This window comes from Pseudomonas sp. FH4 (genome assembly GCF_000510915.2).
Lineage (GTDB): Bacteria > Pseudomonadota > Gammaproteobacteria > Pseudomonadales > Pseudomonadaceae > Aquipseudomonas > Aquipseudomonas brenneri.
Genome location: NZ_AOHN01000026.1, coordinates 270,759 through 294,522 on the forward strand (window position 1 = coordinate 270,759; position 23,764 = coordinate 294,522).

At 59.7% G+C, this 23,764-nt stretch carries 19 protein-coding genes and 1 tRNA gene; 10 read left to right on the top strand and 10 right to left on the bottom strand.

From position 1 onward, the window contains the following. Positions 1–30: 30 nt before the first annotated feature. Complete coding sequence (locus tag H097_RS21345; RefSeq protein WP_032862292.1) at positions 31–1,692, bottom strand: OFA family MFS transporter; 1,662 nt, start codon at positions 1,690–1,692, stop codon at positions 31–33. A 296-nt stretch (positions 1,693–1,988) separates the two neighbouring features. Here H097_RS21345 and H097_RS21350 point away from each other — a divergent pair, with 296 nt between their 5' ends. The 5 genes from H097_RS21350 (at position 1,989) to H097_RS21370 (ending at position 6,444) form a co-directional block, all read left to right on the top strand. Continuing rightward, positions 1,989–4,208 carry an AsmA family protein gene (locus H097_RS21350; protein WP_032862294.1) on the top strand — a complete coding sequence of 740 codons (2,220 nt, stop codon included), beginning with the start codon at positions 1,989–1,991 and terminating at the stop codon, positions 4,206–4,208. After that, positions 4,205–5,272, top strand: a complete 1,068-nt coding sequence (gene mutY, locus H097_RS21355; protein ID WP_032862295.1) for an A/G-specific adenine glycosylase — start codon at positions 4,205–4,207, stop codon at positions 5,270–5,272. Before H097_RS21350 ends, mutY begins: the two co-directional genes overlap by 4 nt. Then, entirely contained in the window at positions 5,269–5,541 is a 273-nt protein-coding gene (locus H097_RS21360; RefSeq protein WP_032862296.1) for an oxidative damage protection protein, read from the top strand. The genes mutY and H097_RS21360 overlap by 4 nt, the downstream gene beginning before the upstream one ends. 103 nt (positions 5,542–5,644) lie before the next feature. Beyond that, positions 5,645–5,720 (top strand) — tRNA-Phe (locus tag H097_RS21365). Between the two features lie 106 nt (positions 5,721–5,826). Next, positions 5,827–6,444: an NIPSNAP family protein gene (locus H097_RS21370; RefSeq protein WP_241495440.1), complete on the top strand. Its 618-nt coding sequence runs from the start codon at positions 5,827–5,829 to the stop codon at positions 6,442–6,444. A gap of 11 nt (positions 6,445–6,455) precedes the next feature. On the opposite strand, the gene H097_RS21375 is transcribed toward H097_RS21370, so the two are convergent. Next, positions 6,456–7,340: an SMP-30/gluconolactonase/LRE family protein gene (locus H097_RS21375; RefSeq protein ID WP_032862299.1), complete on the bottom strand. Its 885-nt coding sequence runs from the start codon at positions 7,338–7,340 to the stop codon at positions 6,456–6,458. 2 nt (positions 7,341–7,342) lie between these two features. Continuing rightward, the gene (locus H097_RS21380; RefSeq protein ID WP_032862300.1) at positions 7,343–8,188 is read right to left on the bottom strand and encodes an SDR family oxidoreductase; all 846 of its coding nucleotides are present in this window, start codon (positions 8,186–8,188) and stop codon (positions 7,343–7,345) included. A 301-nt stretch (positions 8,189–8,489) separates the two neighbouring features. On the opposite strand from H097_RS21380, the gene H097_RS21385 reads away from it, so the two are divergent. Beyond that, positions 8,490–9,428 (top strand): LysR family transcriptional regulator, encoded by a 939-nt coding sequence (locus H097_RS21385; protein ID WP_032862301.1) that lies wholly within the window; start codon positions 8,490–8,492, stop codon positions 9,426–9,428. Here H097_RS21385 and asnB read toward each other — a convergent pair. From asnB to H097_RS21420, 7 genes are read right to left on the bottom strand one after another with little or no spacing between them, the layout of a single operon-like run. Beyond that, the gene (asnB, locus tag H097_RS21390) at positions 9,425–11,260 is read right to left on the bottom strand and encodes an asparagine synthase (glutamine-hydrolyzing) (RefSeq protein WP_032862302.1); all 1,836 of its coding nucleotides are present in this window, start codon (positions 11,258–11,260) and stop codon (positions 9,425–9,427) included. The genes H097_RS21385 and asnB overlap by 4 nt on opposite strands. A gap of 12 nt (positions 11,261–11,272) precedes the next feature. After that, positions 11,273–12,655 (bottom strand): amidase, encoded by a 1,383-nt coding sequence (locus H097_RS21395; RefSeq protein ID WP_050593424.1) that lies wholly within the window; start codon positions 12,653–12,655, stop codon positions 11,273–11,275. Positions 12,656–12,660: 5 nt separating this feature from the next. Further along, entirely contained in the window at positions 12,661–13,626 is a 966-nt protein-coding gene (locus H097_RS21400) for an acyl-CoA synthetase (RefSeq protein WP_032862304.1), read from the bottom strand. Between the two features lie 3 nt (positions 13,627–13,629). Beyond that, complete coding sequence (locus H097_RS21405; RefSeq protein WP_223232732.1) at positions 13,630–13,914, bottom strand: acyl carrier protein; 285 nt, start codon at positions 13,912–13,914, stop codon at positions 13,630–13,632. A gap of 4 nt (positions 13,915–13,918) precedes the next feature. Further along, positions 13,919–14,314, bottom strand: a complete 396-nt coding sequence (locus H097_RS21410; protein WP_139115756.1) for a hypothetical protein — start codon at positions 14,312–14,314, stop codon at positions 13,919–13,921. A 9-nt stretch (positions 14,315–14,323) separates the two neighbouring features. After that, positions 14,324–16,063 carry a prenyltransferase/squalene oxidase repeat-containing protein gene (locus H097_RS21415; protein ID WP_032862307.1) on the bottom strand — a complete coding sequence of 580 codons (1,740 nt, stop codon included), beginning with the start codon at positions 16,061–16,063 and terminating at the stop codon, positions 14,324–14,326. Further along, positions 16,060–17,376, bottom strand: a complete 1,317-nt coding sequence (locus tag H097_RS21420; RefSeq protein ID WP_032862308.1) for an AMP-binding protein — start codon at positions 17,374–17,376, stop codon at positions 16,060–16,062. Before H097_RS21420 ends, H097_RS21415 begins: the two co-directional genes overlap by 4 nt. Before the next feature lie 434 nt (positions 17,377–17,810). On the opposite strand from H097_RS21420, the gene H097_RS21425 reads away from it, so the two are divergent. The 4 genes from H097_RS21425 (at position 17,811) to H097_RS21440 (ending at position 23,740) form a co-directional block, all read left to right on the top strand. Beyond that, on the top strand, positions 17,811–19,184 hold the full coding sequence (locus tag H097_RS21425) for a 3-deoxy-7-phosphoheptulonate synthase class II (protein WP_032862309.1): 1,374 nt from the start codon (positions 17,811–17,813) through the stop codon (positions 19,182–19,184). A 35-nt stretch (positions 19,185–19,219) separates the two neighbouring features. Further along, complete coding sequence (locus H097_RS21430; RefSeq protein WP_082445652.1) at positions 19,220–20,464, top strand: MFS transporter; 1,245 nt, start codon at positions 19,220–19,222, stop codon at positions 20,462–20,464. Between the two features lie 289 nt (positions 20,465–20,753). After that, positions 20,754–21,425: a hypothetical protein gene (locus H097_RS21435; RefSeq protein ID WP_032862311.1), complete on the top strand. Its 672-nt coding sequence runs from the start codon at positions 20,754–20,756 to the stop codon at positions 21,423–21,425. A 239-nt stretch (positions 21,426–21,664) separates the two neighbouring features. Then, positions 21,665–23,740 (top strand): TonB-dependent siderophore receptor, encoded by a 2,076-nt coding sequence (locus H097_RS21440; RefSeq protein WP_050593427.1) that lies wholly within the window; start codon positions 21,665–21,667, stop codon positions 23,738–23,740. Positions 23,741–23,764 lie beyond the last annotated feature (24 nt).

Sequence of the window (23,764 nt, forward strand, 5' to 3'; positions counted from 1 at the left end):
AGGAACCGGGCCCACATGCCTACAGCGGTGTTAGTGGAACAACACTGCCGTCTTCTGCAAGGTCACCCACACGCCCCACGCCAGCGGAATACCCACCACCAGCCACGCAGCAATGGCCAATGGCACGGTGCCGGAAGCGGCTTTCCACTCCAGGGAAGTGCTGGCATCAGCCCCCTTGTCATGGCCCAGCGCCTGTTCGGCCGCCAGTTCAGCGTCGGTCATGAAGTACTTGTCGGCCACCGGACGCACCAGCAGGTTGCAGATAAAGCCCAGCACCAGCAGGCCGGCGAGGATGTACAAGGTGATGTCATAGGCTGCGGCGCGTTCGACGCCGATGCTCAACTGATATTCACGCAAGTAGTTCACCAACACCGGGCCCAGCACGCCAGCCGCAGCCCAGGCGGTGAGCAGGCGACCATGGATCGCGCCGACCATTTGCGTACCGAACAGGTCCGCCAGGTAGGCCGGCACGGTCGCGAAACCGCCGCCGTACATCGACAGGATGATGCAGAACGCCGCCACGAACAGCGAGACGTTGCCCAGGTGGCCGAGGTTCGGGATCAGCGCATACAGGGCAAAACCCAGGGCGAAGAACACGAAGTAGGTATTTTTACGGCCCAGGTAGTCGGAAAACGACGCCCAGAAGAACCGCCCGCCAATGTTGAACAGGCTCAACAGGCCAGTGAAACCCGCCGCGATGGCCGCGATAGAGGCCAGTTGCCCGGCATCCAGTTGGCCAAATGGCACATCGACACCCAGCAACTTGCCGCCAAACACTTCCTGCAACAACGGCGACGCCATGCCGAGAATGCCGATACCGGCCGACACGTTCAGGCACAACACCAGCCACACCAGGCGAAATTGCGGGGTTTTCCAGGCCACGTTCACATGGACGTGACGGTGGGTGATCATCGCGTTGCTGGCTTTTTTCGCCGGCGCGGTCCAGCCCTCAGGCTTCCAGCCGGTCGGCGGCACGCGGTAGGACAAGGCGCCACCGATCATGAACACGAAGTAGATCGCGGCCATGACCAAAAAGCTCTGCCATACGCCCACGCCGGTCGGCGAAGCGAAGTGGCCCATCAGTGCCGCTGCAAGGGGGGCGCCGACCATCGCACCACCACCAAAGCCCATGATCGCCATGCCCGTGGCCATGCCGCGCTTGTCCGGGAACCACTTGATCAGGGTCGAGACCGGCGAGATATAGCCCAGGCCCAGGCCGATACCGCCAATCACCCCAGAGCCGAGCCACATCAGCCAGATCTGGTGGGTATAAATCCCCAGCGCCGAGATCAGCAGGCCACCACACCAGCACAAGGCCGACACAACGCCCGCCTTGCGCGGCCCGGCATGTTCCAGCCAGCCGCCCCAGATCGCCGCCGAGCAGCCCAGGAAGATAAAGAACAGAGTGTAGATCCAGCCCAGCATGGAGATCGGCCAGTCGCAGGACGACGAGAAAATCTGCGCGATAAAGCTCATGTCCGGTGCGCAAGCGACCGGCGCAGTGACGCCCAGCGCCTTGGACAGCGGCAGCCAGAACACCGAGAAACCGTAGGCCATGCCGATGCACAAGTGGATGGCCAGGGCGGCCGGCGGAACCAGCCAGCGGTTGAACCCGGGCTTGGCGATGATGCGTTCCTTGGACAGGAACGCAGGCTGCGCGGCGGTAGATCCGGCCGCAGTGCTAGTGCTCATTGGTGTTTCCCCCAGTTATTAGTCTGTGTTCGCCAGGCGCTCTCCTCCTCGGCCTTTGCACGCGAGGCGTGGCCGTTCTGTTGAGTAAAGCTCCCTGTAAGCGCGACGTTTAGTCGCAGAAGGTGGGCGAACGCGCAGAGATTAGCATTTGCCGGTGACAGAAAAACCAAACTGACACTACCTTTTTCGGCTCATCTGTTTTGTTTGACACGATGTAACGATGCGTAAACAGCCACCGGCCTCGCGGCGTTATACTCAGCGGCTAAATTTTAAAATCGACATACAAGGACTCGCCCATGAAAGCGTTCGGCAAAATCCTGGGTCTGGTACTTCTCGGGCTGTTGCTGATCATTGTGGCCCTGGGCTTTGCCCTGACCCACCTCTTCGATCCCAACGACTATAAAGACGAGATTCGCCAGATTGCCCGCGACAAGGCCCACATCGAGCTGACGCTCAATGGCGATATCGGCTGGAGCCTGTTCCCGTGGCTGGGCCTGGAGCTGCATGAAGCCAGCGTGGCCACCCTGAGCAATCCTGCCCAACCATTCGCCGACCTGCAGATGCTTGGCCTGTCGGTACGCGTGCTGCCATTGCTGCGCCGCGAAGTGCAGATGAGCGATGTGCGCGTCGAGGGCCTGAACCTGCGCCTGACCCGTGACAAGCACGGCCATGGCAACTGGGAAGATATCGGCAAGGCGCCGGCCGTTGCGGCCACAGGCACCGCCGAGGTGCCCGCGACGCCAGCACCAACCACGGCGCCAGCGCCGGAGAAAGCGGCCCAGCCGATCCGCCTGGATATCGACAGCCTGACGGTCAACAACGCTCGTATCGAGTACAACGACGAGCAGACCGGCAAGCAATTCAGCGCCGAAAGCATCCAACTGAGCACCGGTGCCGTGCATGAAGGCGCGAGCATTCCGGTCAAGCTCACCGCGTTCTTCGGCAGCAACCAGCCGGTCATGCGGGTCAAGAGCGAACTCAACGGCGAGCTGCGCTTTGACCGCGCCCTCAAGCGCTATCAGTTCGAAGACATGAAAATCGCCGGCGAAGCCACGGGCGAGCCGCTGCAAGGCAAGACCGTGACGTTTGCCACCCAGGGCCAGTTGCTGGTGGACCTGTCGGCGAACATTGCCGAGTGGACCAGCCTCAAGCTCTCGCTCAACCAACTGCGGGCGCTGGGCGAACTGAAGGTCAACGACCTGGATAAAACCCCACAGGTCAGCGGCGCCCTGTCGATTGCCCAGTTTGACCTGGCCAAGTTCCTCGACAGCGTCGGCCAGCCACTGCCGGCCATGGCCCCCGGCAGCCTGAGCAAGGTCGAACTGGTCAGCCGCCTGCAAGGCACGCCTTCGAGCATCGCGCTGGAAGACCTGAACCTGAAACTCGACGGCAGTACCTTTACCGGGCGCCTGGCCGTTGAAGACTTTGCCAAGCAATCCCTGCGCGTCCAGCTCAAGGCCGACACGTTCAACGCCGATAACTACCTGCCGGCCAAGTCCGAGGCGGCCAACAGCGCCGCCGTCGCACGCCAGGCCGAAGTGCAGAGCAGCGAAGCCGGGGCCATGGCCGCCGGTGGTACCACACCGCTGCCGGACGCACCGACCAAAGGCGCCTGGAGCACCGACAAACTGCTGCCACTGGCACGCCTGCGCACGCTGGATGTGATTGCCGACCTGTCCTTCGGCCAACTGACCCTCGGCCAGTTACCCATCGAGAACGCCACCCTCAAAGCCTCCGGCCAGGGTGGTCAGCTCAAGCTCGACACCTTGAGCGGTGGCCTCTACAACGGCACGTTCCAGGCCAACGGCAACCTTGACGCCCGCGAAGATGTGCCCGTACTGGCACTGCAGACCAAAATCAAGCAAGTGCCGGTCGAACGCATCCTCCAGGCCCAGGGCAAAACCCCACCAGTCAAGGGCCAGCTCACCCTAGACAGCAACCTGACGGGACGCGGCAACAGCCAGAAGGCGCTGATCGACAGCCTCAACGGCAGCGCCAGCTTTGTGATCAACAATGGCGTGCTGCTCAACGCCAACATTGAACAACAGCTGTGTACCGGCATCGCCCTGCTCAATCGCAAGACCCTGGCCAGCGAGCCGCGTGGCAAGGACACACCGTTCCAGGAGCTCAAGGGCAACCTGACCTTGCGTAACGGCGTCGCCAGCAACCCGGACCTGAAAGTGCGGATCCCCGGCCTGACCGTCAACGGCAATGGCGACATCGACCTGCGCGTGCTGGGCATGGACTACCGCGTAGGCATCATCGTCGAAGGCGACAAGCGTGACATGCCGGACCCGGCCTGCCAGGTAGGCTCGAACTTCCGCGGCATCGAAGTCCCGCTGCGCTGCCGTGGCCCGCTGGAGCTGGGCGCCAAGGCCTGCCGCCTGGACAAGGACGGCCTGGGCCAGGTGGCGGCCAAGATGGCGGGCAACAAGCTCAGCGAGAAGATTGAAGAGAAGCTCGACAAGGTCAATCCCAAGCTCAAAGACGCCCTCAAAGGTTTGTTCAACCGATGAGGAACGAGCAATTTTCAGCGGCCGTACTGGAGTGGTACGACCAGCACGGTCGCCATGACCTGCCCTGGCAGCAGGGCATCACCCCCTATCGGGTGTGGGTCTCGGAAATCATGCTGCAACAGACCCAGGTCAGCACCGTGCTCAACTACTTCGACCGCTTCATGGCCTCGCTGCCAACGGTCGAAGCCCTGGCGGCCGCACCGGAAGATGAAGTGCTGCACCTGTGGACCGGGCTGGGCTATTACACCCGCGCACGCAACCTGCAGAAGACCGCAAAGATCGTCGTCGCCGAGCACGGCGGCGAGTTTCCCCGCGACGTCGAGAAGCTCACCGAGCTGCCCGGTATCGGCCTGTCCACCGCTGGCGCCATCGCCAGCCTGAGCATGGGCCTGCGCGCGCCGATCCTCGACGGCAACGTCAAGCGCGTACTGGCGCGCTTTACCGCCCAGGAAGGCTATCCGGGCGAGCCCAAGGTCGCCAAGCAGCTGTGGGCCACCGCAGAGCGCTTTACCCCGCACGATCGCGTCAACGCCTACACCCAGGCGATGATGGACATGGGCGCCACCCTCTGCACCCGCAGCAAGCCCAGCTGCCTGCTGTGCCCGCTGGAAAAGGGCTGTGAAGCGCACATGCTGGGCCTGGAGACCCGCTACCCGATCCCCAAGCCACGCAAGACCATCCCGCAAAAGCGCACGCTGATGCCCTTGCTGGCCAACCATGAGGGCGCGATCCTGCTTTACCGTCGCCCGTCTACGGGCCTGTGGGGCGGGTTGTGGAGCTTGCCGGAACTGGACGACCTGAATGACCTGGAACACCTGGCCAACCAGCACTCACTGGCGCTGGGCAAGCAGCAGGCGCTGCCTGGGCTGGTCCACACCTTCAGCCATTTCCAGTTGGCTATCGAACCCTGGCTGGTCCGGGTCGAGGAATCGGCCCATCACGTGGCCGAGGCCGACTGGCTCTGGTATAACCTCGCCACCCCGCCGCGCCTGGGCCTTGCCGCCCCGGTAAAAAAACTGCTGAAGCGCGCGGCCGATGTATTGAACGCAGGAGTTTCGTCATGACCCGCACCATCATGTGCCGCAAATACCACAAAGAACTGCCTGCCCTGGAGCGCGCCCCGTTCCCGGGTGCCAAGGGTCAGGACATTTTCGACCATGTCTCCGCCCAGGCCTGGGCCGACTGGCAGAAGCACCAGACCCTGCTGATCAACGAAAAACGCCTGAACATGATGAACGCCGAAGATCGCAAATATCTTCAAGGCGAGATGGACAAGTACTTTTCCGGCGAGGATTACGCCAAGGCTGACGGCTACGTGCCGCCTGCTCAATAATTGATCAAAAACCGGGGTCGGCACGTAAGCGACGGTAATAATTAAATATTTTTTGAAAACTTGCTTGACGACCCCCTGAAAAACCCGTTTAATGCGCCCCGTTGCCCAGATAGCTCAGTCGGTAGAGCAGGGGATTGAAAATCCCCGTGTCGGCGGTTCGATTCCGTCTCTGGGCACCACCTTTCGTTTTCAGGTGATGCCAAGCACACCTGAAAGCACCCAAGAAACCCGCCTAGTGCGGGTTTTTTGCTTTCTACGGTTCACAACCGTTTCCTTGTAAGCCCAGTGAATGACGATCGATTTGCGCATCCATTGAGACCTGCCGCGTCTCAAACGGTCAGGCAAAAAATATTATACAAAGCCTTCCCGCTCCCCAAATATCCATGCATCGCCCGCATCAGCGGCCCCTCCCTCATTCTTGCGGCAGGATCAATCATGGCGGGACTTAAAACCACGCTATTGGCTTTCCACCTCATGACATTCGCAGGCCTGTTCATGCCCTCACTGACTGCCCACGCCAGCCCGGTGGAAACAACCGTGCCGGCCAAGAAACAAGACGCCGTCTATCAATTGCGTATCTACGAGATTTTCGAGACCAACAAAGCCGCATTTCATGAGCGATTCCGCGATCACGCCATGCGGATCATGACTCGCTATGGGTTCGACATCATTGCCTTGTGGGAAACCAAGACCGACCAGCGCACCGAATTTGTCTATCTGATCAAGTGGCCGGATGCCAACGTGATGCGCCAGGGATGGGAAAAATTAATGGCCGACCAGGAATGGTCGGCCATCAAGGCAAAAAGCGCCGCAGAGCACGGCGCGATGGTGGGGGAGATTCAAGAGAAGGTCATGACACTGACCGATTACTCACTGATTCCTACAGGCCTGCCACGCCCTTGATGCCACTGGGCTCACAGTTCTTTGAAACGGTGGCGAGGAACACCGGGGACAGGCAACCGGATACTGTAAATATTTCCCGCTTCCGGGAAGTCCGCCTGCTCGGCGGCCGACATGCCGAACTTGGCGGTGGTAATGAACAAGGTACGCATGTCCGGCCCGCCAAAGCAGCAACTTGTGGGGCGCGGTACTGGCACTGGCAAGGTCTGGGTCAAGACGCCGTTACGGTCGTACCTGAGCAGGCAGCCGCCGTTGAACTGGCAGACCCAAAGGCCGCCCTCCGTGTCCAGCGCAAGGCCGTCCGGGCGGCCCAGTTCGGCAGGTGTCTGGGCAAACACTGCCACTTGTTCCAGGTAACTGCCGTTGGCCGGGTAACGGGCGCGGTAAATGGTACAGGCCACTGAGTCGACAAAAAAAAGCTCGGTGCCGTCGATCGACCAGGCCAGGCCGTTGGGCAGACTGATGTGATCCAGCATCACCGAGGCATTCAAGCCGGCATCGTAGCGATAGAGCTTGCCGGTGCTTCGACTGTGCCCTTCATCCATCAAGCCGGTGACAAAACGCCCTTGGGGGTCGCAAGCACCATCGTTGAAACGATAGGACGAGAGGGTGATGGCCAGTTTGGAGTTATGGATAACCCGCAGGCTGGTGCGGTCGAGGATAGCAACCCCGGCATTCTGGGCAAAAATCAGATTGCCCTTCTGGGTCAACGCCAACGCACCGATCCGCGAAGGCGACTCATACAGTCGCGTGAGGTTGGCCTGTTGATCCAGGGCATTGATCTGCCCGCCACTGATATCCACGAATAACAAACTGTTTTGGGCTTCGTCCCAGACCGGGCTTTCGCCCAGGTCGGCCTGGCACGATGCAAAAAGACGTAGCTCTTCCTGAGCAGACATTTTCAGCACTCCTTGATGTGGTCCCACTGTTGAGCAACTTGCTCGGCGCTGACTGCGCTGATCCGGGCGAGATCGACGGGATAGTCGACACCCGGGTTCTCGGCAAACCGTGTGGCCGTAAATTGGCCATTGCTGGCGCGCAGGATATAGCCGGTGTCCTGGCATTGCTGCGACGCCAAGAAGATCACGCCAGGGGCTACCCATTCGGGCTTGAGGTTTTCCGGCTCGCCCTTCACGCCCCACATACGGGTCTTGGCCACCGGCGATACCGCATTGACCAGGATGCCCGCCTCTGCACCTTCCATACTCAGTGCATTCATAATACCCAGTTGCGCCATTTTACCTGCGGCATACGCCGTCAGGCCGGGTTGTGCATATTGCTGGTACATCGCCCGATCCGATGAAGTCAGCACCACCCGCGCAGCAGCAGATTTTTTGAGGTGTTTCCAGGCATGCTTGCATAACCACACAGGCGTATAGATATTGATATCCACCGCTCGCCCAATGAAAGTTGCATCCGCATCTTCAATAGATTGATAACCCACCCAACCGGCGTTGTGAATCAGGATATCGAGTTGCCCAAACGCCTTGATGGCCGTCTCTACCAACTGCTGGCAACCCTGCTCCGTGGAAAGGTCGCCATGGTGGCCAACCACGCTAAACCCCTTGGACTGAAGCGTTCGCGCAGCGTCCATGGCAATCGAGGCATCGGTCCCCGCACCCAGGTTATCCGAGCCAACATCACTGATCACCACATTGGCGCCCAATTTCGCCAACTCTTGGGCATAAATAAAACCCAACCCTCGACCAGCGCCCGTTACAACCGCTGTTTTACCTGTAAAGTTCATTGGTTCTTCCTCTTGATTATCACCTCACCTTAACAATGAATATCTGGCTTGTTTAATACTAACGACGGCGCAAATTGATACTTACCCTATATCAAGTTAACGTTTAACTCTTGTGAAGCATTAAAGAATATTCACCTGTCTCCCCCCATCCATGAACTTCCCCATGGCATTTAGGCCTGCTGAATGGGCTTGTAAAATCCGGATCCAAAATATCAAATAACGGTATTTAACACTCAATCGAGCGTCCAATAGCCGGTAACATTGCCCTCCCCTGATCAATTCAAATGAAGGAACAGAAGAAATGATCGAAACCCGCCTGCTGCGCCAATTCATCGCCGTGGCTGAAGAGCTGCATTTTCACAAGGCCGCTATTCGCCTGCACATGGCCCAGCCACCCTTGAGCCAGGCCATCAATCGCCTGGAAGACAAACTGGGGTTTAGCCTGTTCACCCGCAACAAGCGCGGAGTAAAACTGACCCCTGCCGGCGGTGCTTTCCTGAATGCGGCCTACAGCACCCTCAAGGAGTTGGAGCTGGGTATCGAACACGCGCGCCAGGTGTCCGAAGGCATCGCGGGCAAACTGACCGTAACCGCCGTATCGATCGCCTACTACGAGTCGCTGCTCAGTACCCTGCGCCAGTTCCGAGAAACCTTTCCCAAGGTCCAACTGATCATCAAGGAGATGCCGTCCTCCAGCCAGGCCAAGGCAATCCTTTCGGGGGAAGCGGATATCGCGTTCATGCGCAAGTTGCCAATCTCGGCGGAAAACGTCGAGTCGCGCCTGCTGCTGGATGAAGAGATCGTGATGGCAATGCCCACTCATCATCCCAAGGCGCGGGATGGCCAGATCGACCTGAGGGATTTCGCCGGGGAAGACTTCGTGTTCACCCCGGAAGCCCTGGGCACCGGCTATCACAGTCAGCTCATTGCCTTGTGTGAAGCCGCCGGTTTTTATCCCAAGGTGGTCCAGGAGGCCGCGCAGATCCATACCTTGATCGGCCTCGTGGCCTGTGGCTTCGGCGTGGCCCTGGTACCCGAGTCGATTGCCAACTCGATCATGCGCGACAAGGTGTTGTTTCGCCGGATCTACCCAGTCACCGCGTCCCCCAACCCGGCAATCGGCCTCTACATGACGTGGAACACCCACAACGAATCACCCTTGATGGACAGTTTCATATCCATGCTCGATTTCGGCGCCGCCCCCCAGGTTGAAAAGACACTGGCCACCCAGCTCAGTTAAAGCGCCAGCTTGTAATCCTTCAGCCACGCCGCAAGGGACAGGGCCGTTTCCAGATTATTGCGCTTGAGTTGAGAGTTGAAATAACTCACCGGCTGCTCAAGCTCGCGACGCAGGTGAGTGCGATCAATAATCTGGAACACCGGGTTATCCGCTTGCTGCAATAGCGCCCGGGTCTGACCACGCAAGAACTGCTCATAGGCGAGGTTGGCTGACGTCGGGTACGGGCTCTTTTTGCGCTGCAGTATGGCAGCCGGTACCAGGTCGGCGCAGGCTTGCTTGAGCAACCACTTCTCCACGCCGTCCTTGCCCTTGATGCTCCACGGCACGTTGTAGACGTAATGAACCAGCTCATGGTCGGTAAAGGGCACCCGCACTTCGAGGCTGGCGTACATGCTCAAGCGATCCTTGCGATCCAGCAGGATCGGCAGCCAGCGATGCAAGTGCATGTGGCAGACCTCACGCATCTTGCGCTCCTCAAGACTGTCGCCACTCAGGTGCTCGACACTGTCCACCGCCTGGCCATAACTGGCACGCTGGTACTCGGTGAAATCACAGAGTTTGTTGAAGTCCGGGTTGATCATTTCGCTCTGCAACAGCTGCATGCGCGACAGCCAGGGAAAGCGCTGGGCTTCCAGGGCCTGAGGATCGCGAAACCAGGCATAACCGCCAAACACCTCATCCGCCGCCTCACCGGAAATGGCTACGGTGGAATGCTCGCCAATGGCCTTGAACAACAAGTGCAGAGAGGTATCCACATCGCCGAAGGTCTGGGCCGAATCATTGGCCCTGAACACCGATTGCCGCGCGGCCTCATCCACCAGTTCCTGGTTGTCGATCAGGATCGTCTGGTGATGGCTGCCGATGGCTTCGGCCGCCGCCAGGGCGAAGGGTTGGTCGCGATCCGGACGGAACGTATCAGCGCGGAACTGCTCGGCCTGGCCGACAAAGTCCACGGAAAACGAGTTAACCACTCGCCCGTGCTCTGCCTGCAATTTCTTTTGGGCCATGGCAGTGAGAATGGTCGAGTCCAGGCCACCGGAAAGCAGCGTACACACCGGCACGTCAGCATACAGTTGCTCACCCAGAGCCTTCTCCAGCAAGGCGCGGGTCTTCTCCACCGTTTGCGCCTCGTTGTCGGTGTGTTCGCAACGCTCCAGCGACCAATAACGCTGCACCAACGGCGCCCGCCCGGCCAGCAATTGCAAGCGATGGCCCGCAGGCAACTCACGAATGCCCTTGAATGGGGTCTGCGCGGTAGCCTTGGACAGGGACAATGCATCCACCAGGCCCACGACGTCCAGCGAGCGCTGGAACTGCGGGTGGGCGAGGATGGCCTTGGGCTCCGAGGCGAACAACAGGCCCGAGTCCAGCGAGGCATAGAACAGTGGCTTGACCCCCAGGCGATCGCGCAGCAGCAGGAAACGTCCGTGGCGCTCATCGAAAATGGCAAAGGCGAACATGCCGTTGAGGTGATCCACGCAGTGCTCGCCCCACTCCAGATAGGCGTGCAGTACCACTTCCGTGTCGCTCTGGGTATTGAACTGATGCCCGGCCTTGCGCAAGGACTCGCGCAATTGGACATAGTTGTACACCTCACCGGTGTACACCAGCGCCACCGTGGCGCCACCCGCCGTGGTAAACGTCATCGGCTGCGCGCCGCCGCTCAAGTCAATGATCGCCAGGCGCCGATGCCCCAGCAAGGCATGCTGGCCCTGCCAGATACCTTCGGCATCCGGGCCGCGTCGGGCGAGGCTGGCGGTCATCTCGCGCACCACCGGCAGCTGGTCTGTCAGGACTCTCGAAAAATCGACCCAACCAGTAATTCCACACATATCAGATGATCCTTATCGTTCGGTTGAAGCAGCAGGTAACGGACCGCGTAACGCTTCAAGCCGTTTGGCCAGGTCAATCAATTGCAGCTCGCTGTCGCGGCGCCCCATGATCTGTAAGGCAAGGGGTGCCTTGCCGTCGGCACTGAGGATGATCGGCAAGGTGATGGCCGGCAGGCCGCTGAAACTGGCCAACGGGGTGAAGCCGATTTTTTGCCCGTAGTCCGGGTCGGTCGGGCACGGAATGGTCGAATCCCCCGGCTGTGGGTTGCGGATATCGAAAGGCCGGCAAGGGTCGATGGGGAACACCACGAAGTCCACCGCGGCGTCCTCGAAGCAGCCTTCGATCCCAGCCCGTACCGAGTGCATACGCTCGATTATCTGCAGGTGCTCGCTGTCTGTAACACCGGCGCCAACGTCAAGAGCCGCCTGGGTCGACCAATGCAGTTCGGTATCGAATACATCACGCCAGACCTTCGAAGCCAGCCATGCGTCCCGGGCACACAACTGCCAGGCGGCACCGCGGCAGTCCCACAGTTCAGGCAACTGCATGGCGACTTGAGGCATGTTCAGGTCGGCCAGCAGGCTTTTGGCCTGCCTCATCATGTCAAGCATCGGTGTGCTGGTGACGCCCTCGTCGATGTGGCTCAACACGCCAATCCGGTAGGTGTCCGCCAGCGGTCTCTGCTGGCCCAGGTGTTGCTCCAGGCCGAGCCTGGGCATCAGGAAATCCAGGTCATCGGCGGTGCGGGTGACCCAGCCCAGCGCATCCATGGAGGGTGATAGCGGAAATACGCCGTCCAGATTGGAAGCCTTGTGGGTCATGCGCAGCCCGACCATGCCGCAATGGGCCGCGGGCCAACGCACGGAGCCAAGCACATCGGTGCCCAAGGAGATATCGCACAAGTGGGCGGCCACCGAGACCGCCGAACCGGTGCTGGAGCCCGACGGGTCAATGGAGGGGTACAACGGATTACGGGCACCACAGCCAAAGCCGATATTGAGTTCGGTGGTCGCGACCTTGAACAGGGTGCGCACCTCGGGATGCAAACCACACAAGGCGCTGGCCGAAACTTCGGGGTAGTGGCGATAGCTGCGCAGCCCCAGGCGCGTCGGCATGCCCGCCACGTCGACCGTATCCTTGACCCCCAGGCGGAACATTGCACTGTCGTCGATCACACTCGCCACCAGGCAACGGTATTGGTTGTCGGCCCAGCCGGCCCAGTGGTTGTACTGTCGGGCCCACTGTTGTTGTAGTTGGGGCTGTTCCTGCAGCAAGCGATGGCGTTGGCGTAACGGCAACTTGAGAAAGTCCGGCATGGCCTCGGCTTGCTCACCACTACTCGCGTGGCCGGACAGGTAAGCGGTAATGCTCTGCTCTGCAATACGGGTGTTCATAACACTCAATTCCCTGTTTGCTGGATAGCCCAAGCCTGCGGCTTGCCGCTGGCCGACAACGGCAAATACTCGACGCGCCGGATCTGCACCGGCTTGGGAAAATGGACGCCCAGGCGTTCGATAGCCAAGGTAATGCTCGCCTCACTGAGGGTCGGCGAGCTGAACAGCACTTCATAGGCCTCGCCGCGCAACTCATCGCGCAGGGGCACACAGGTGAGGTGCTGGCACTGGGTCGCGGCACCCAGTTCGGCGCGCAGGACGCCCAGGTCCTGGCGCACGCCATTGATTTTTATCAGTTGGCTGGCGCGGCCCAACCACTGGAACTGCTCGCGGTCCCCGGCCAGGATCCAGTCATCGCTCTGGTGGGTCAGCGCCGCCACCCGGTTCCCTGCGGCCCTGGCGATCCGCAGGCTGTGGACCTTGAGGCGCGACTCGACGCCAATCGGGCTGAGCAATGAAACATCCTCGAATACCGTCCAGGGCATGCTCGCCTCGGCGATGGGGCGATGGGCAATGGCACCGGTCTCGGTCGAACCGAGGATCTCGACAAAACGCACATTGCCCCCGGCAAAACGATTGACCACCTCGTACGCCTTGGACGGTAACGTCGAGGCGCTATGCAGTACCAACACCGGCACCTGCGGGGCCAGGCGCTTGAGTAAAGAGGGGAGCAATGTCCAGGTGCTGGCAATACACAGGATGACCGTAGGCCCCGTGACTTGCAGGTCCGGCAGCACCAGTTTTTCCAGGGAGCACCGTTGCAGCCGCGCCTTGGTCACGTCGGCCCCCACCTGCCCCAGAATCATGCCGTAGCTGTGTTCAGTGGGCGCAAACGACAAGATATCGGTAACGCCCGGAGCCCATGCCCCCAGGATCATCCGCGCCTCCTGCTCCATTTGCCACCGGGTGCGGACCCACTGGCGCGGCGCGCTGGTGGACCCCGAGGTGCTGAAAACGTGTTCCAGGCTCATCGCTTACATAGCCTGCAAGGTAACGTTATCTTCCAGGCGTTCTTTGACAAACTGCTCCATCTTTTCCAGGGTCTCGAACCAGTAGCGGACGTCATCGCCCACATAGTCCACCTCGATCCCGAAGCGCTCTTCAATGGTGGTCACCACTTCTACGGCCATCAGGCTGTCAAAGCGCTCACCGATAAAGTCACGAAAGCTCTGGTCAACGCCGATGGTGCGGACTTCAGGCCCAAGCAAGGTCTCTAGTGCTGAACGAATATCTTCTTTTACAGAGTTGGAGTTGATCATGTTATTAACCCTTTATGGCTGCGTTATTCAGAGCTTCGCCTGTGGAATAGAAAACACTTTCAGGGAAAACATCTTCGTACTGCAGGTAGAAAAATACATCGGCAAACTGGGCATTAAAAAAATTGAACAGTTGCGTGGCGAAATCCTTGCGAAAAAACTGATCGCGGCTGGCCGCGATTGATGCACGAATAAAGAACACACGACTCTTCTTCGAGTCGCCATGATTAATCGGCATCGAAAGACCGGCGCTGAATACACTGTCTTCATCCAGCGCACTAAAAATCACCATACAGTGAGCGGGGTCAAGTCCATGGCCTTTGAGTTCACGGGCAACTTTCAAGGCGATTTTTTTCTTTTCACTTATTCCAAGAAAACCGGAACGAATATTGATCGTCGGCACAACAGCCTCTCAAGACAAATATAAGTGGGGAAGTACATCCAGGCGCCCCTGGAACCATTGCCTTAATAAACTTCCCAGGCACGTAGAGAGCGCGTCTTGCCCCTCGCGATACATCGGTGACCAGGCGTATCCGCTGGCAGTCTCAACCTTCTCCAGGAAATACAACACGTGGGCGCGGTCCACCTCCAGATCAAAGGCACTGGAGGCAGCCATGGCTTCGTAAGTGCTCAGCAGGTCCGGAATGCGGTTGCCGATATTGGCAAAACCACCCTGCTTGACCTTGTGCCGCAGGAGCAGAGCCTGCATCGCGCCCCCGTTGCCGTGCCCCAGGTACCGGAGGCACTTGAGCGCCTGGATACTGGAGCGAAGCGTTGGCGTGCCGTCAGGAAAGTTTCCGTAGGTCGGCGGCTCCTGGGTGATGGCGCACCGCCGGATAAAGTGCTCCAACTGAGCGCAGTCGACACCGTTATTGCTACCCAACATGGCCATGATCGACACGGCTGAGGCCGTCGAAACCATGTCCGAGCCGCGCCCCTCCCAGAAGCCGAAACCGCCATCAGGGTTCTGGATCCGGCCCAGCCAGGCGAGCACAGCCTGTCGGCCTTGCACAGCATCACGCAACGCTCCGGCAGCCAAGGCCCAGGCGGTGCAGCGCACTTCCGCGCCCCGGCCCGGCATGTACATCACTCCGGCTTCGTTGGGCAGTTGGCATCCCTCGATCCAACGCACCGCCGAGTCGCGGTCCTGGGGGGCGAGAGTTCCGCCCAACACGGTGGCCGCTGTGGTCAACACGTCAGCCGCCGCGCTTTTTTCACGGTAGGTGTAGCCGCCATTGTCGACATAAAGACGCTGGATAAACTGGCTGACACCCTGGGCCAGCCCGCTGACATCCTGACCCAGGGCCTTGAGCGACCCCACCGCACAAAACACCGCCCACACGTCTTCACAATCGTAGCCTTGCCAACGCACGAAACCGCCGCCTGGGCCACGCAACGAATCAATCCATGCCACGCAACGGGCACTGTGCAGCGGGCTGGTACCCAGTGCCGCCAGGGTCGCGGTCGTGCGATAGGTCGCCCACAGGCAAGGCGTATCCGCCGCTTCACTGAAGCGGAAACCGCCGCATTCAAGCTGCTGGGCCTGCATCCACTGGACCAGTCGGTCCATGTCCCATGTCGGTACCCACGCGCCTTGCTGGCTAAGGGCTTTCCAAGCCATCACCCCATAAAAACAGGCGCGCACGTCGGCTTTGTTGCGCCGGGCAAACGCCGGAGACCAACTGAGACCGCCGCTTTCACATTGCAGCCCGCTGAGCCAATCGAGCAGCTCCGCCGGCTCTTTTACTTCGCCATGACAGACATTGATCAAGGTGCGTACGGCATAGTGGGTAGCCCACACGTCTGCGCCCTGGCCCGCGCACATGGCATAGGCGTGGCCGTCCCAAAGGCTGTCCAGCCAGGACTCGGTCTTTTGCGTCCCCCGTTCCTGCGCGCCAAGGTCGTTGAGGGTTTCTGTGCAGTAAAAAGTCGCCCAGGCATCTGAAGGCATGCCTTTGCTCCAGGCATAGCCACCATCGCGGTTCAGCCGGGACTCGATGTAGCGGCAGATCTGCGGCCGGTCGACGCTTTGCAACTGGTCGACCCAGGCCAGGCTGCGAATAGCGGCATAGGTGCACCACAAGTCCGGCTGGCCGCTGACCACCGCGTTCCCCGCGGGAAAACGTGGTGCGATCTGGCTCAAAGCATTCATTGCTGGCCACCGACAAAACGCAGGTTGGTTTTTTTCCAGCTCTTCTGCGAGGCCCCGCTTTTGCTGACCGCCGCCAGGTTGTTGACGAACAGAATCTTGTCCCAATCCAGCTTGATCCGCTCCTGGGAACACTCGCGCAACGCGTCGGCGAGCCCCGCCTCCAAGTCGTTGTCCCAGACAACGTCGCGTTCCAGGATCAGACTGGCACGATCCGTCTGGCGGTCCACCTCGATCAGGTAGCCGGTGGCGTTGCTGTTGCCGTAGACGATTTCTTCGATCTTGCGGATTTCAAGATCTACCCCGGACACTATTACCGCGTCCGAATCGCGACCGTTGACCATCATCGTCGGCCCCGGCAATCCCGGCGCGCACTGGGACGTGATGGTCACGCTGTCGCCAGTGTCCAGGCGCAGCAGGGGACGGGCGTACAGATTCAGCGGGGTGACCACCAAGCGCCCGGTGGCGCCATCACTCAGGGGCACGATCTGGCCATTGGCTGTCACCAGTTCGAAATAGTTGGTGGCCGTGGTCAAGCGCTGGACCTTGCCCTGGGTGACAGCGGCCAAGGTACCGGTTTCGGTGCTGCCATAGCTGGCGTCGTGGATATCACAGGCCCACCACTGAGCCAGCTTTTCCCGGAACGGCCGGGTGTTGACCTCGCCCAGCAACATGATCGCCTTGATGGACTCGCTGACGCGTTCGAGCATCTGCCGCTGCTTCAGGTAGCGGGTCAATTGCACCAATACCCCCGGGGCGATAAAGATCACTGTCGGGCGGTAGGTCTCGAACATTTTGCACAGGCGCTCCCAGTCGGTGATACCGGTAGTAAAGGGATAGGCCCGCACGTGGGAAACATCGAGGTATTCGCAAACATTGGCGATCAAGTCGCCGACTGGGACGATATCCGAAGGCATCAGATTGGCCACCCGCGAGCCGGGCTCGATGACATGGCGCCAGTGGAAGGCTACCGAAACGGCGTTCCAGATGATGTCTTCTTTCAGCCGTGGGCTGGGGGTGGGCTCGCCGGTGGTGCCCGTGGTCGCGTAATACTTGGCGGCCTGGCCGTAATCGACGGTGCAGAACGCGCGCGGAGAGCCCTTCAGGCTGGCCTTGGGCGTCAACTCCAAGGCCTGGAACCCGGCAAAACTGTACTCACCCAGGGACCGGTAGAACTCGCTGTGGCAGGCACGCGCCCACACGGCTTGAAGTTTGTGCTCATAGAAAGTGGCGTCGGGGATCAACTCCCCATGACGCAGGATTTCGCGTTCGGCGCCCTGCAAAATCCCATAGTAATGATCGTTGTGAACTAACATTAACCCGCCCTCTTTCTTTAAACAGCGAGAATTGGCGAGTCGACGGACAAAGTAAAATACTTTCGCGGTCTGTTTGTAAGAGCCTGCAGATATCAGAGAGAAAGCCCAACTACTTGTTGGCGACCTGGCGGTATCTGTTAGTCGCATCGTCGCGGGCCCGCCAATACGCTAATCACCTGCACAATACAATCAACCTAAAAAACAGCTCATCGAACGTGAATCAATTTTTCATCAATAATTCATTAGCACCTGCCAAAAGTATTAAACAGAGACTTTTATAGTATTTCCCATCGTAGTTTTACCACCGCACTATCACCGCCACCTCAGAAGAACTAGTCCCGAACATAACATCTGCTGCCCTCTAAAGTCGGCGCCGACTTACTGTATTTGCACCGGCTGAATCCTCGATTGCTGTACCGACAAGGAGACGCTGAATGCTGACGACGCACAAGCACATCCACGCCACCGTCACTGGCTGGACACCCGAAACCTGGCGCTCGTGCACTGCCCTGCACCAGCCCACCTACCCTTGCCCCACCGAACACCGCCAAGCCTTGCAAACGCTGGCCAGGCGACCGGCCCTGGTGTGTGCCGACAAAATCCTGCAACTCAAGGTATTGATCGCCCAGGCCCAGGACGGCGAGCGCTTCATCCTGCAGGGCGGCGATTGCGCCGAGTCCTTTGATCAGTGCTCCAGCAAAGCGGTGACACAGCAGATAAAAGTGCTACAGCAAATGGCCCAGATACTGATGCAGCGCCTGCACATGCCAGTGGTGTGCCTGGGACGCCTGGCCGGGCAATATGCCAAGCCACGCTCCAGCGGCAGTGAAACCCAGGGGCAGAAAACCCTGCCGGTGTACCGCGGAGATATCGTCAACGGCAGTGCGTTCACCCACGAGGAGCGTCGCGCGGACCCTCAACGCTTGCTGCAGGCTCATGCCCACTGCGCCTCGACGCTCGGGTTTGTCCGGGCACTCTATGAAACCGGTGTCGATGACCTGCTCAAGCCCGCTCACTGGGCCACCGAGTGGATCAATGCGCTGCCCGAACGAGAAGACTTCCACCGCACCGTCCAGGACGTACAGCACTCCTCACACTTCATGGCGTCCCTGGCCGGTAGCGATGCGGATAAATTCCTGCATCGAGAGACCTTTTTTTCCCACGAAGCGCTGCTGCTGGACTACGAGCACGGCCTGACCCGGCAAGTGCCTGGTTTCGACGGTTGGTTCAACCTGTCCACCCACTTCCCATGGATCGGTAAACGTACCGCCGAGCTGGACGGTGCCCACGTGGAGTATTGCCGGGGTATTCGTAACCCGCTGGGAGTCAAGGTCGGGGCCGAAGTCACCCCCGAAGCCTTGCTGGCCCTGATCAACCGGCTCAACCCGCATAACGAGCCCGGGCGGCTGACCCTGATTCACCGCATGGGCGCCGAGCACCTGCGGGAAAAACTACCGGCCCTGCTCAACGCCGTCCATCGCTCGGGGGCCAAGGTGCTATGGCTGTGCGACCCCATGCATGGCAATACCGAAACCCTGGCTTGCGGCACCAAGACCCGGCGCTTCGAACAGATCATGACGGAGATCGAAGAGGCCTTCAGCGTCCACCGCGAACACGGCACCCGCTTGGGCGGCCTGCACCTGGAGTTGACGGGCGACGACGTCACCGAATGCCTGGGGGGAGCACGCAACCTGCAGCCCGATGACCTGTCTCGACGTTATCTGAGCAAGGTCGATCCGCGCCTCAACTACGAACAGTCCCTTGAACTGGCGCTGCGGGTTGCGCACCTGGAGCACGCGCCTCGCTGAGGTGCACCTGCCCTTTTCCTAAAACTTGAGTTCCTATGCCAGCCGTCATCTACATTTTTTCGCTCTGCACCTTCACTTTCGGCCTGTCCGAATTCGTCGTCGCCGGCCTGGTGTCGGCGATCTCCATGGACCTGCACGAATCCATCGCGCAAGTCGGCTCGACCATCGCGGCCTACGCCCTGGGCGCGGCGATTGGCGCCCCGCTGCTCACGGCAATGCTGGCCACCTGGCGCGACAAGTCAGTGCTGCTGCTGACCCTCGCCGTGCTCGCCGTCGGTAGCGTGGCCATCAGCCTGGCACCGAACATCGTGACCTTGTACGGCGTGCGCTTCATCATCGGCCTGGCCCATGGGGTGTTCATGGCCGTGGCATCCAATGCCGCGGTCAAACTGGTCGACCCGATGCGCGCCGGGCGGGCATTATCCCTGGTGTGGATGGGCCTGACCCTGTCCATCGCCTTCGGCGTTCCTATCGGTACCTTCTTCGGCAGCTACTGGTCGTGGCGCGTGGTGTTCCTGGCCATCGGCGGCTTGGGCCTGATCAGCACCATTGGCCTGGTGCTGCTGATGCGCCTTCAACCTGCGCCCCAGCCCCACGAACACCAGGGCATCAAACAAGGCCTCACCGCTCTCTTTCATCGCGAACTACTGATGGCTGCCACGATCGCCATGCTGGTGAGCGTGGCCACCTTTTCGTTCTTTACCTTCGTTTCGCCATTTCTGCTGGATATCACCCGTATCCAACCGCAGGTTCTGAGCTTCGCCATGCTGCTGTTCGGCGTCTGCTCCATTCTCGGCAACTTGCTGGGCGGCCATCTTGTGGATGCCTTCGATGTCGACCGGTGCCTGCTTGGCGGGCTGACGGCCTTAATGCTGAACCTGTTGGGTCTGTACCTGTGGGGGGATTCGAAGATCGTCACCTTGACGCTGGTCGGGCTGCTGGGGGTGGTGTTCTTTGCCATCGTCACCATGTCGACCCTGCGTTTGTTGCGCCTGGCGAACCAATACATCCCGCAATCCAGTGCAGTGGCTTCGGGACTTAATATCGCTTCGTTCAACCTTGGCACGGCATTGAGTGGCATAGGCGCGGGCTGGGTGATTACCCATGTGGGACTGGCGTATATACCGATTGCGGGAGCAGGCGCGGCGTTGGTTGCCATTGCCATGCTAGGCCTGCAAATGAGGACAGGACGAGGGGTAGAAGCGGCTCTGCCTATCTCTATATCAACGCCGAGAGCATGCGCTGAGACAAAACAGCGATTGCCTGATGAAACCCTGTGAGAAGTGCTCATCTGAAATAGAAGAGACCCAATTCTAGGGGGCTATTGGCACAACGCACTGCCAAGAACGCGCCACTGCAAATGTCATCTGCAACACACAAAAAAACCGCCTGGCCGCTAGTGCGGTTTTTTTGTTGCCTGCGATTTAATACCTACAGGCTTTACGCCGCCACAGCCGAAACTGGATACTTTCATGCATGCCGCGCCAGGCCCGGTAAACACCTGAGGGTTGTTTATCGCGCAGCTCAACCGTCTAGCCTTTACCCAACTTTCAGCAAGGTAGTTATTTCATGACCCGGTACTTGTTCTGCACGCTATTAATGCTGACAGCGCTGCTCAGTGGATGCGCCACGACGATGGACGTCGCGATCAACGCAACCCCGGATCCGGACTATCACTTTGACCGGCAAGCCCCCGTACTGGTGACATCGGCAAACGGCAGCGACGAAAACGCTCTCAATGCCCGCTACTACCTGCGCGACATGGTCAGCGCGCTGAAGGACCAGGGTTTTCGCGAGGTGTTTACCGACACCAACAAGCCCAAGCATCATGCGCCGATCAAAATGACCGTCACCCTGGATATTGGCAGCCGCCAGAAGACTTACCGCTATGTCGCCACCGACTACGGGCAAGTGCCGACCAGCACGTCCACCGTGTGCAAGAACAGTAAGAAAAAAGACGACCGAATGGTCTGCACCAGCACGCCGAACACCACCTACGGCCCGGTAGGCAGTTCGGAACGAACCGGCTACACCACCCTCACCACCTTCACCGCCACCGCGCGGGATGAAGCGAGCAAGCGCGCGGTGTACCTGCTGCGCGTGACGTCCTACAACGACGACTGCCAGGCCGCCAAGGTCGAAGCCTTTGTGGTGCAGCAAGGCTTGCAGAACCTGAACTTCCAGGACCGTGTGCAACGCAATTACACCGTTACGATGCCTGAAGGGTACCGCTGCAAATAGTTCGTTCATGAGCTACAGGTAGCTCAGGGTAAAGGTCACTTCGCAGTCAACCGTTGCGGCCCCAGGCCAGGATCGACTGCACACCAATATTGCTAATAGCAATTATTATCATTTAAGCTGCGCGCAAAATATCCTCCCCCCGCATCACTAAAAATAATCAAGGAGTTGCGATGCCCTTTGCACGCGAGCCAGGTTCATGGGTGAAGGCACTCAGCCTTGCCCCCTTCGGATTCGTTTCGATGCTTGTCCCCGTCGCCGTCGCGGCCGAGGAGAAAGGCCAACTCGAACTGCCCAGCCAAAGTATTACGGCGACGGCTTCCGAAGAAACGGCAAACGGCCCGGTCCAAGGCTATGTCGCCAAGCGCAGTACAACAGGCGCCAAGACCGACACCCCGATCACCGAAATCCCTCAGTCGATTTCCGTGATCAGCGCCGACCGCATGCGCGACCAGGGCGCACTGACCGTGCAGGACGCACTGCGTTATGTTTCCGGGGTGCGGGCCGAACCCTTTGGGCTCGATAGCCGGGGAGACTGGTCGAAAGTGCGAGGCAGCGCGCCCGCCCTGTTCCTTGATGGTTTACAGCAGAGCTTCGGCAGTTACACCAACATCCGCACCGACCCCTTCACCCTCGAACGCCTTGAAGTACTCAAGGGCCCCGCGTCGATGCTGTATGGGCAGAGCCCGGTGGGCGGCCTGATCAACCAGGTCAGCAAACGCCCCAAAGCCGAGCAACACACCGAGCTGCAACTGCAATACGGCAATTACAACCGCAAGCAAGTCGCGGTGGACACCACGGGCGCCCTCAACCCAGAAGGCACCTTGCTGTATCGGCTGGTGGCTATTCAACGCGACAGCGACACTCAGGTTGATCACGTCAAAGATAACCGTCAGGTCCTGATGCCATCGCTGACCTGGCGCCCCAACGAGGATATCGACTGGACCGTGATGGCTAACATCCAGCGCGATGACAGCGGCTCCACCACACAGTTTTTCCCACATAAGGGCACCCTCTGGAACGCGCCGTACGGTCGGTTCCACAGCAACCGCTTCGCCAGCGAGCCAGGGTTTGACGAGTACGACAGTGACCAGACAGCCCTGACCTCGCAATTCTCGTGGCACCTGAACGATACGTGGACGCTGCGCCAAAACCTGCGCTGGCAGAAAAGCAAAGTCAGCTACCAGTCGGTCTACGCGAAATTTGCAGCAAAACCACTCTTTAAACCCGATAACCAGACCCTCGACCGCGTCTATTACGTGTCCAAGCCAGAGGTCAAAGTCTGGGTCGCCGACCAGAACGTCGAGGCCCGGTTTGATACCGGCCCACTGCAACACACCCTGCTGCTGGGGGGCGACTACCAGCATGCGGTCACCAACCGGGACAGTGCCAGCGGCGCGGCAACACCACTGAACATGTACAACCCGGTGTATGGCACCTTTGATCCGTCAATCATTCGCCTCACCGCAGACCCGGAACAACGGGTCATGCAACAAGGGCTCTATGCCCAGGACCAGATCAAATACGAACAGTGGTTGCTGACCCTGGGCCTGCGCAAGGATTGGGCCACCAGCCAGACCCAAGGCAAAACCCGGCAAAAGGACGACAAGGTGACCGGCCGCGCGGGCCTGACCTACCTGTTCGACAACGGCATTGCGCCCTACGTGAGCTACAGCGAATCATTCCAGCCGCAAATCGGCCTCAACCAGCGCACGCTTGAACCCTACGTACCGCTCAAGGGCAAACAGTGGGAACTGGGCGTGAAATATCAGCCGGTTGGCAGCAGCAGCCTCTACACCGCAGCGGTGTATGACATCCGCGAGCAGAACCGCCGCATGCCCGACCCCGTGGATCCGATGAACACCCTGCAAAGTGGTGAGACCCGCGCCCGTGGGCTGGAGCTTGAAGCACTGGTAGCCGTCACACCCGACTGGGACCTGATTGGCACCTACAGCTACACCGACACCACCGTCCTCAACGGCTCACCGGCAGAACAAGGCAAACGCCTGGCCAGTGTTCCCGAAAACATGGCCTCGGTATGGAGCCAGCATCGATTCAGCATCGGTGACATTCCCGGGTTCAGTGTCGGTGCGGGTGTTCGCTATGTGGGGACCAGTTGGGATGGCGCTGACCGGGTGAAGACGCCGTCTTCAACCTTGCTGGACGCGATGCTGGGGTACCGCTACCAGAACTGGAACATGACCCTCAACGCAACCAATCTTGAAGACAAGACCTACTACACAACATGCCTGGCGCGAGGCGATTGCTTCATCGGCAACCGTCGTACGATCGTTGGTACGTTGGCCTACAACTTTTGATTGCGCTGTAAGCCAGAACAACTG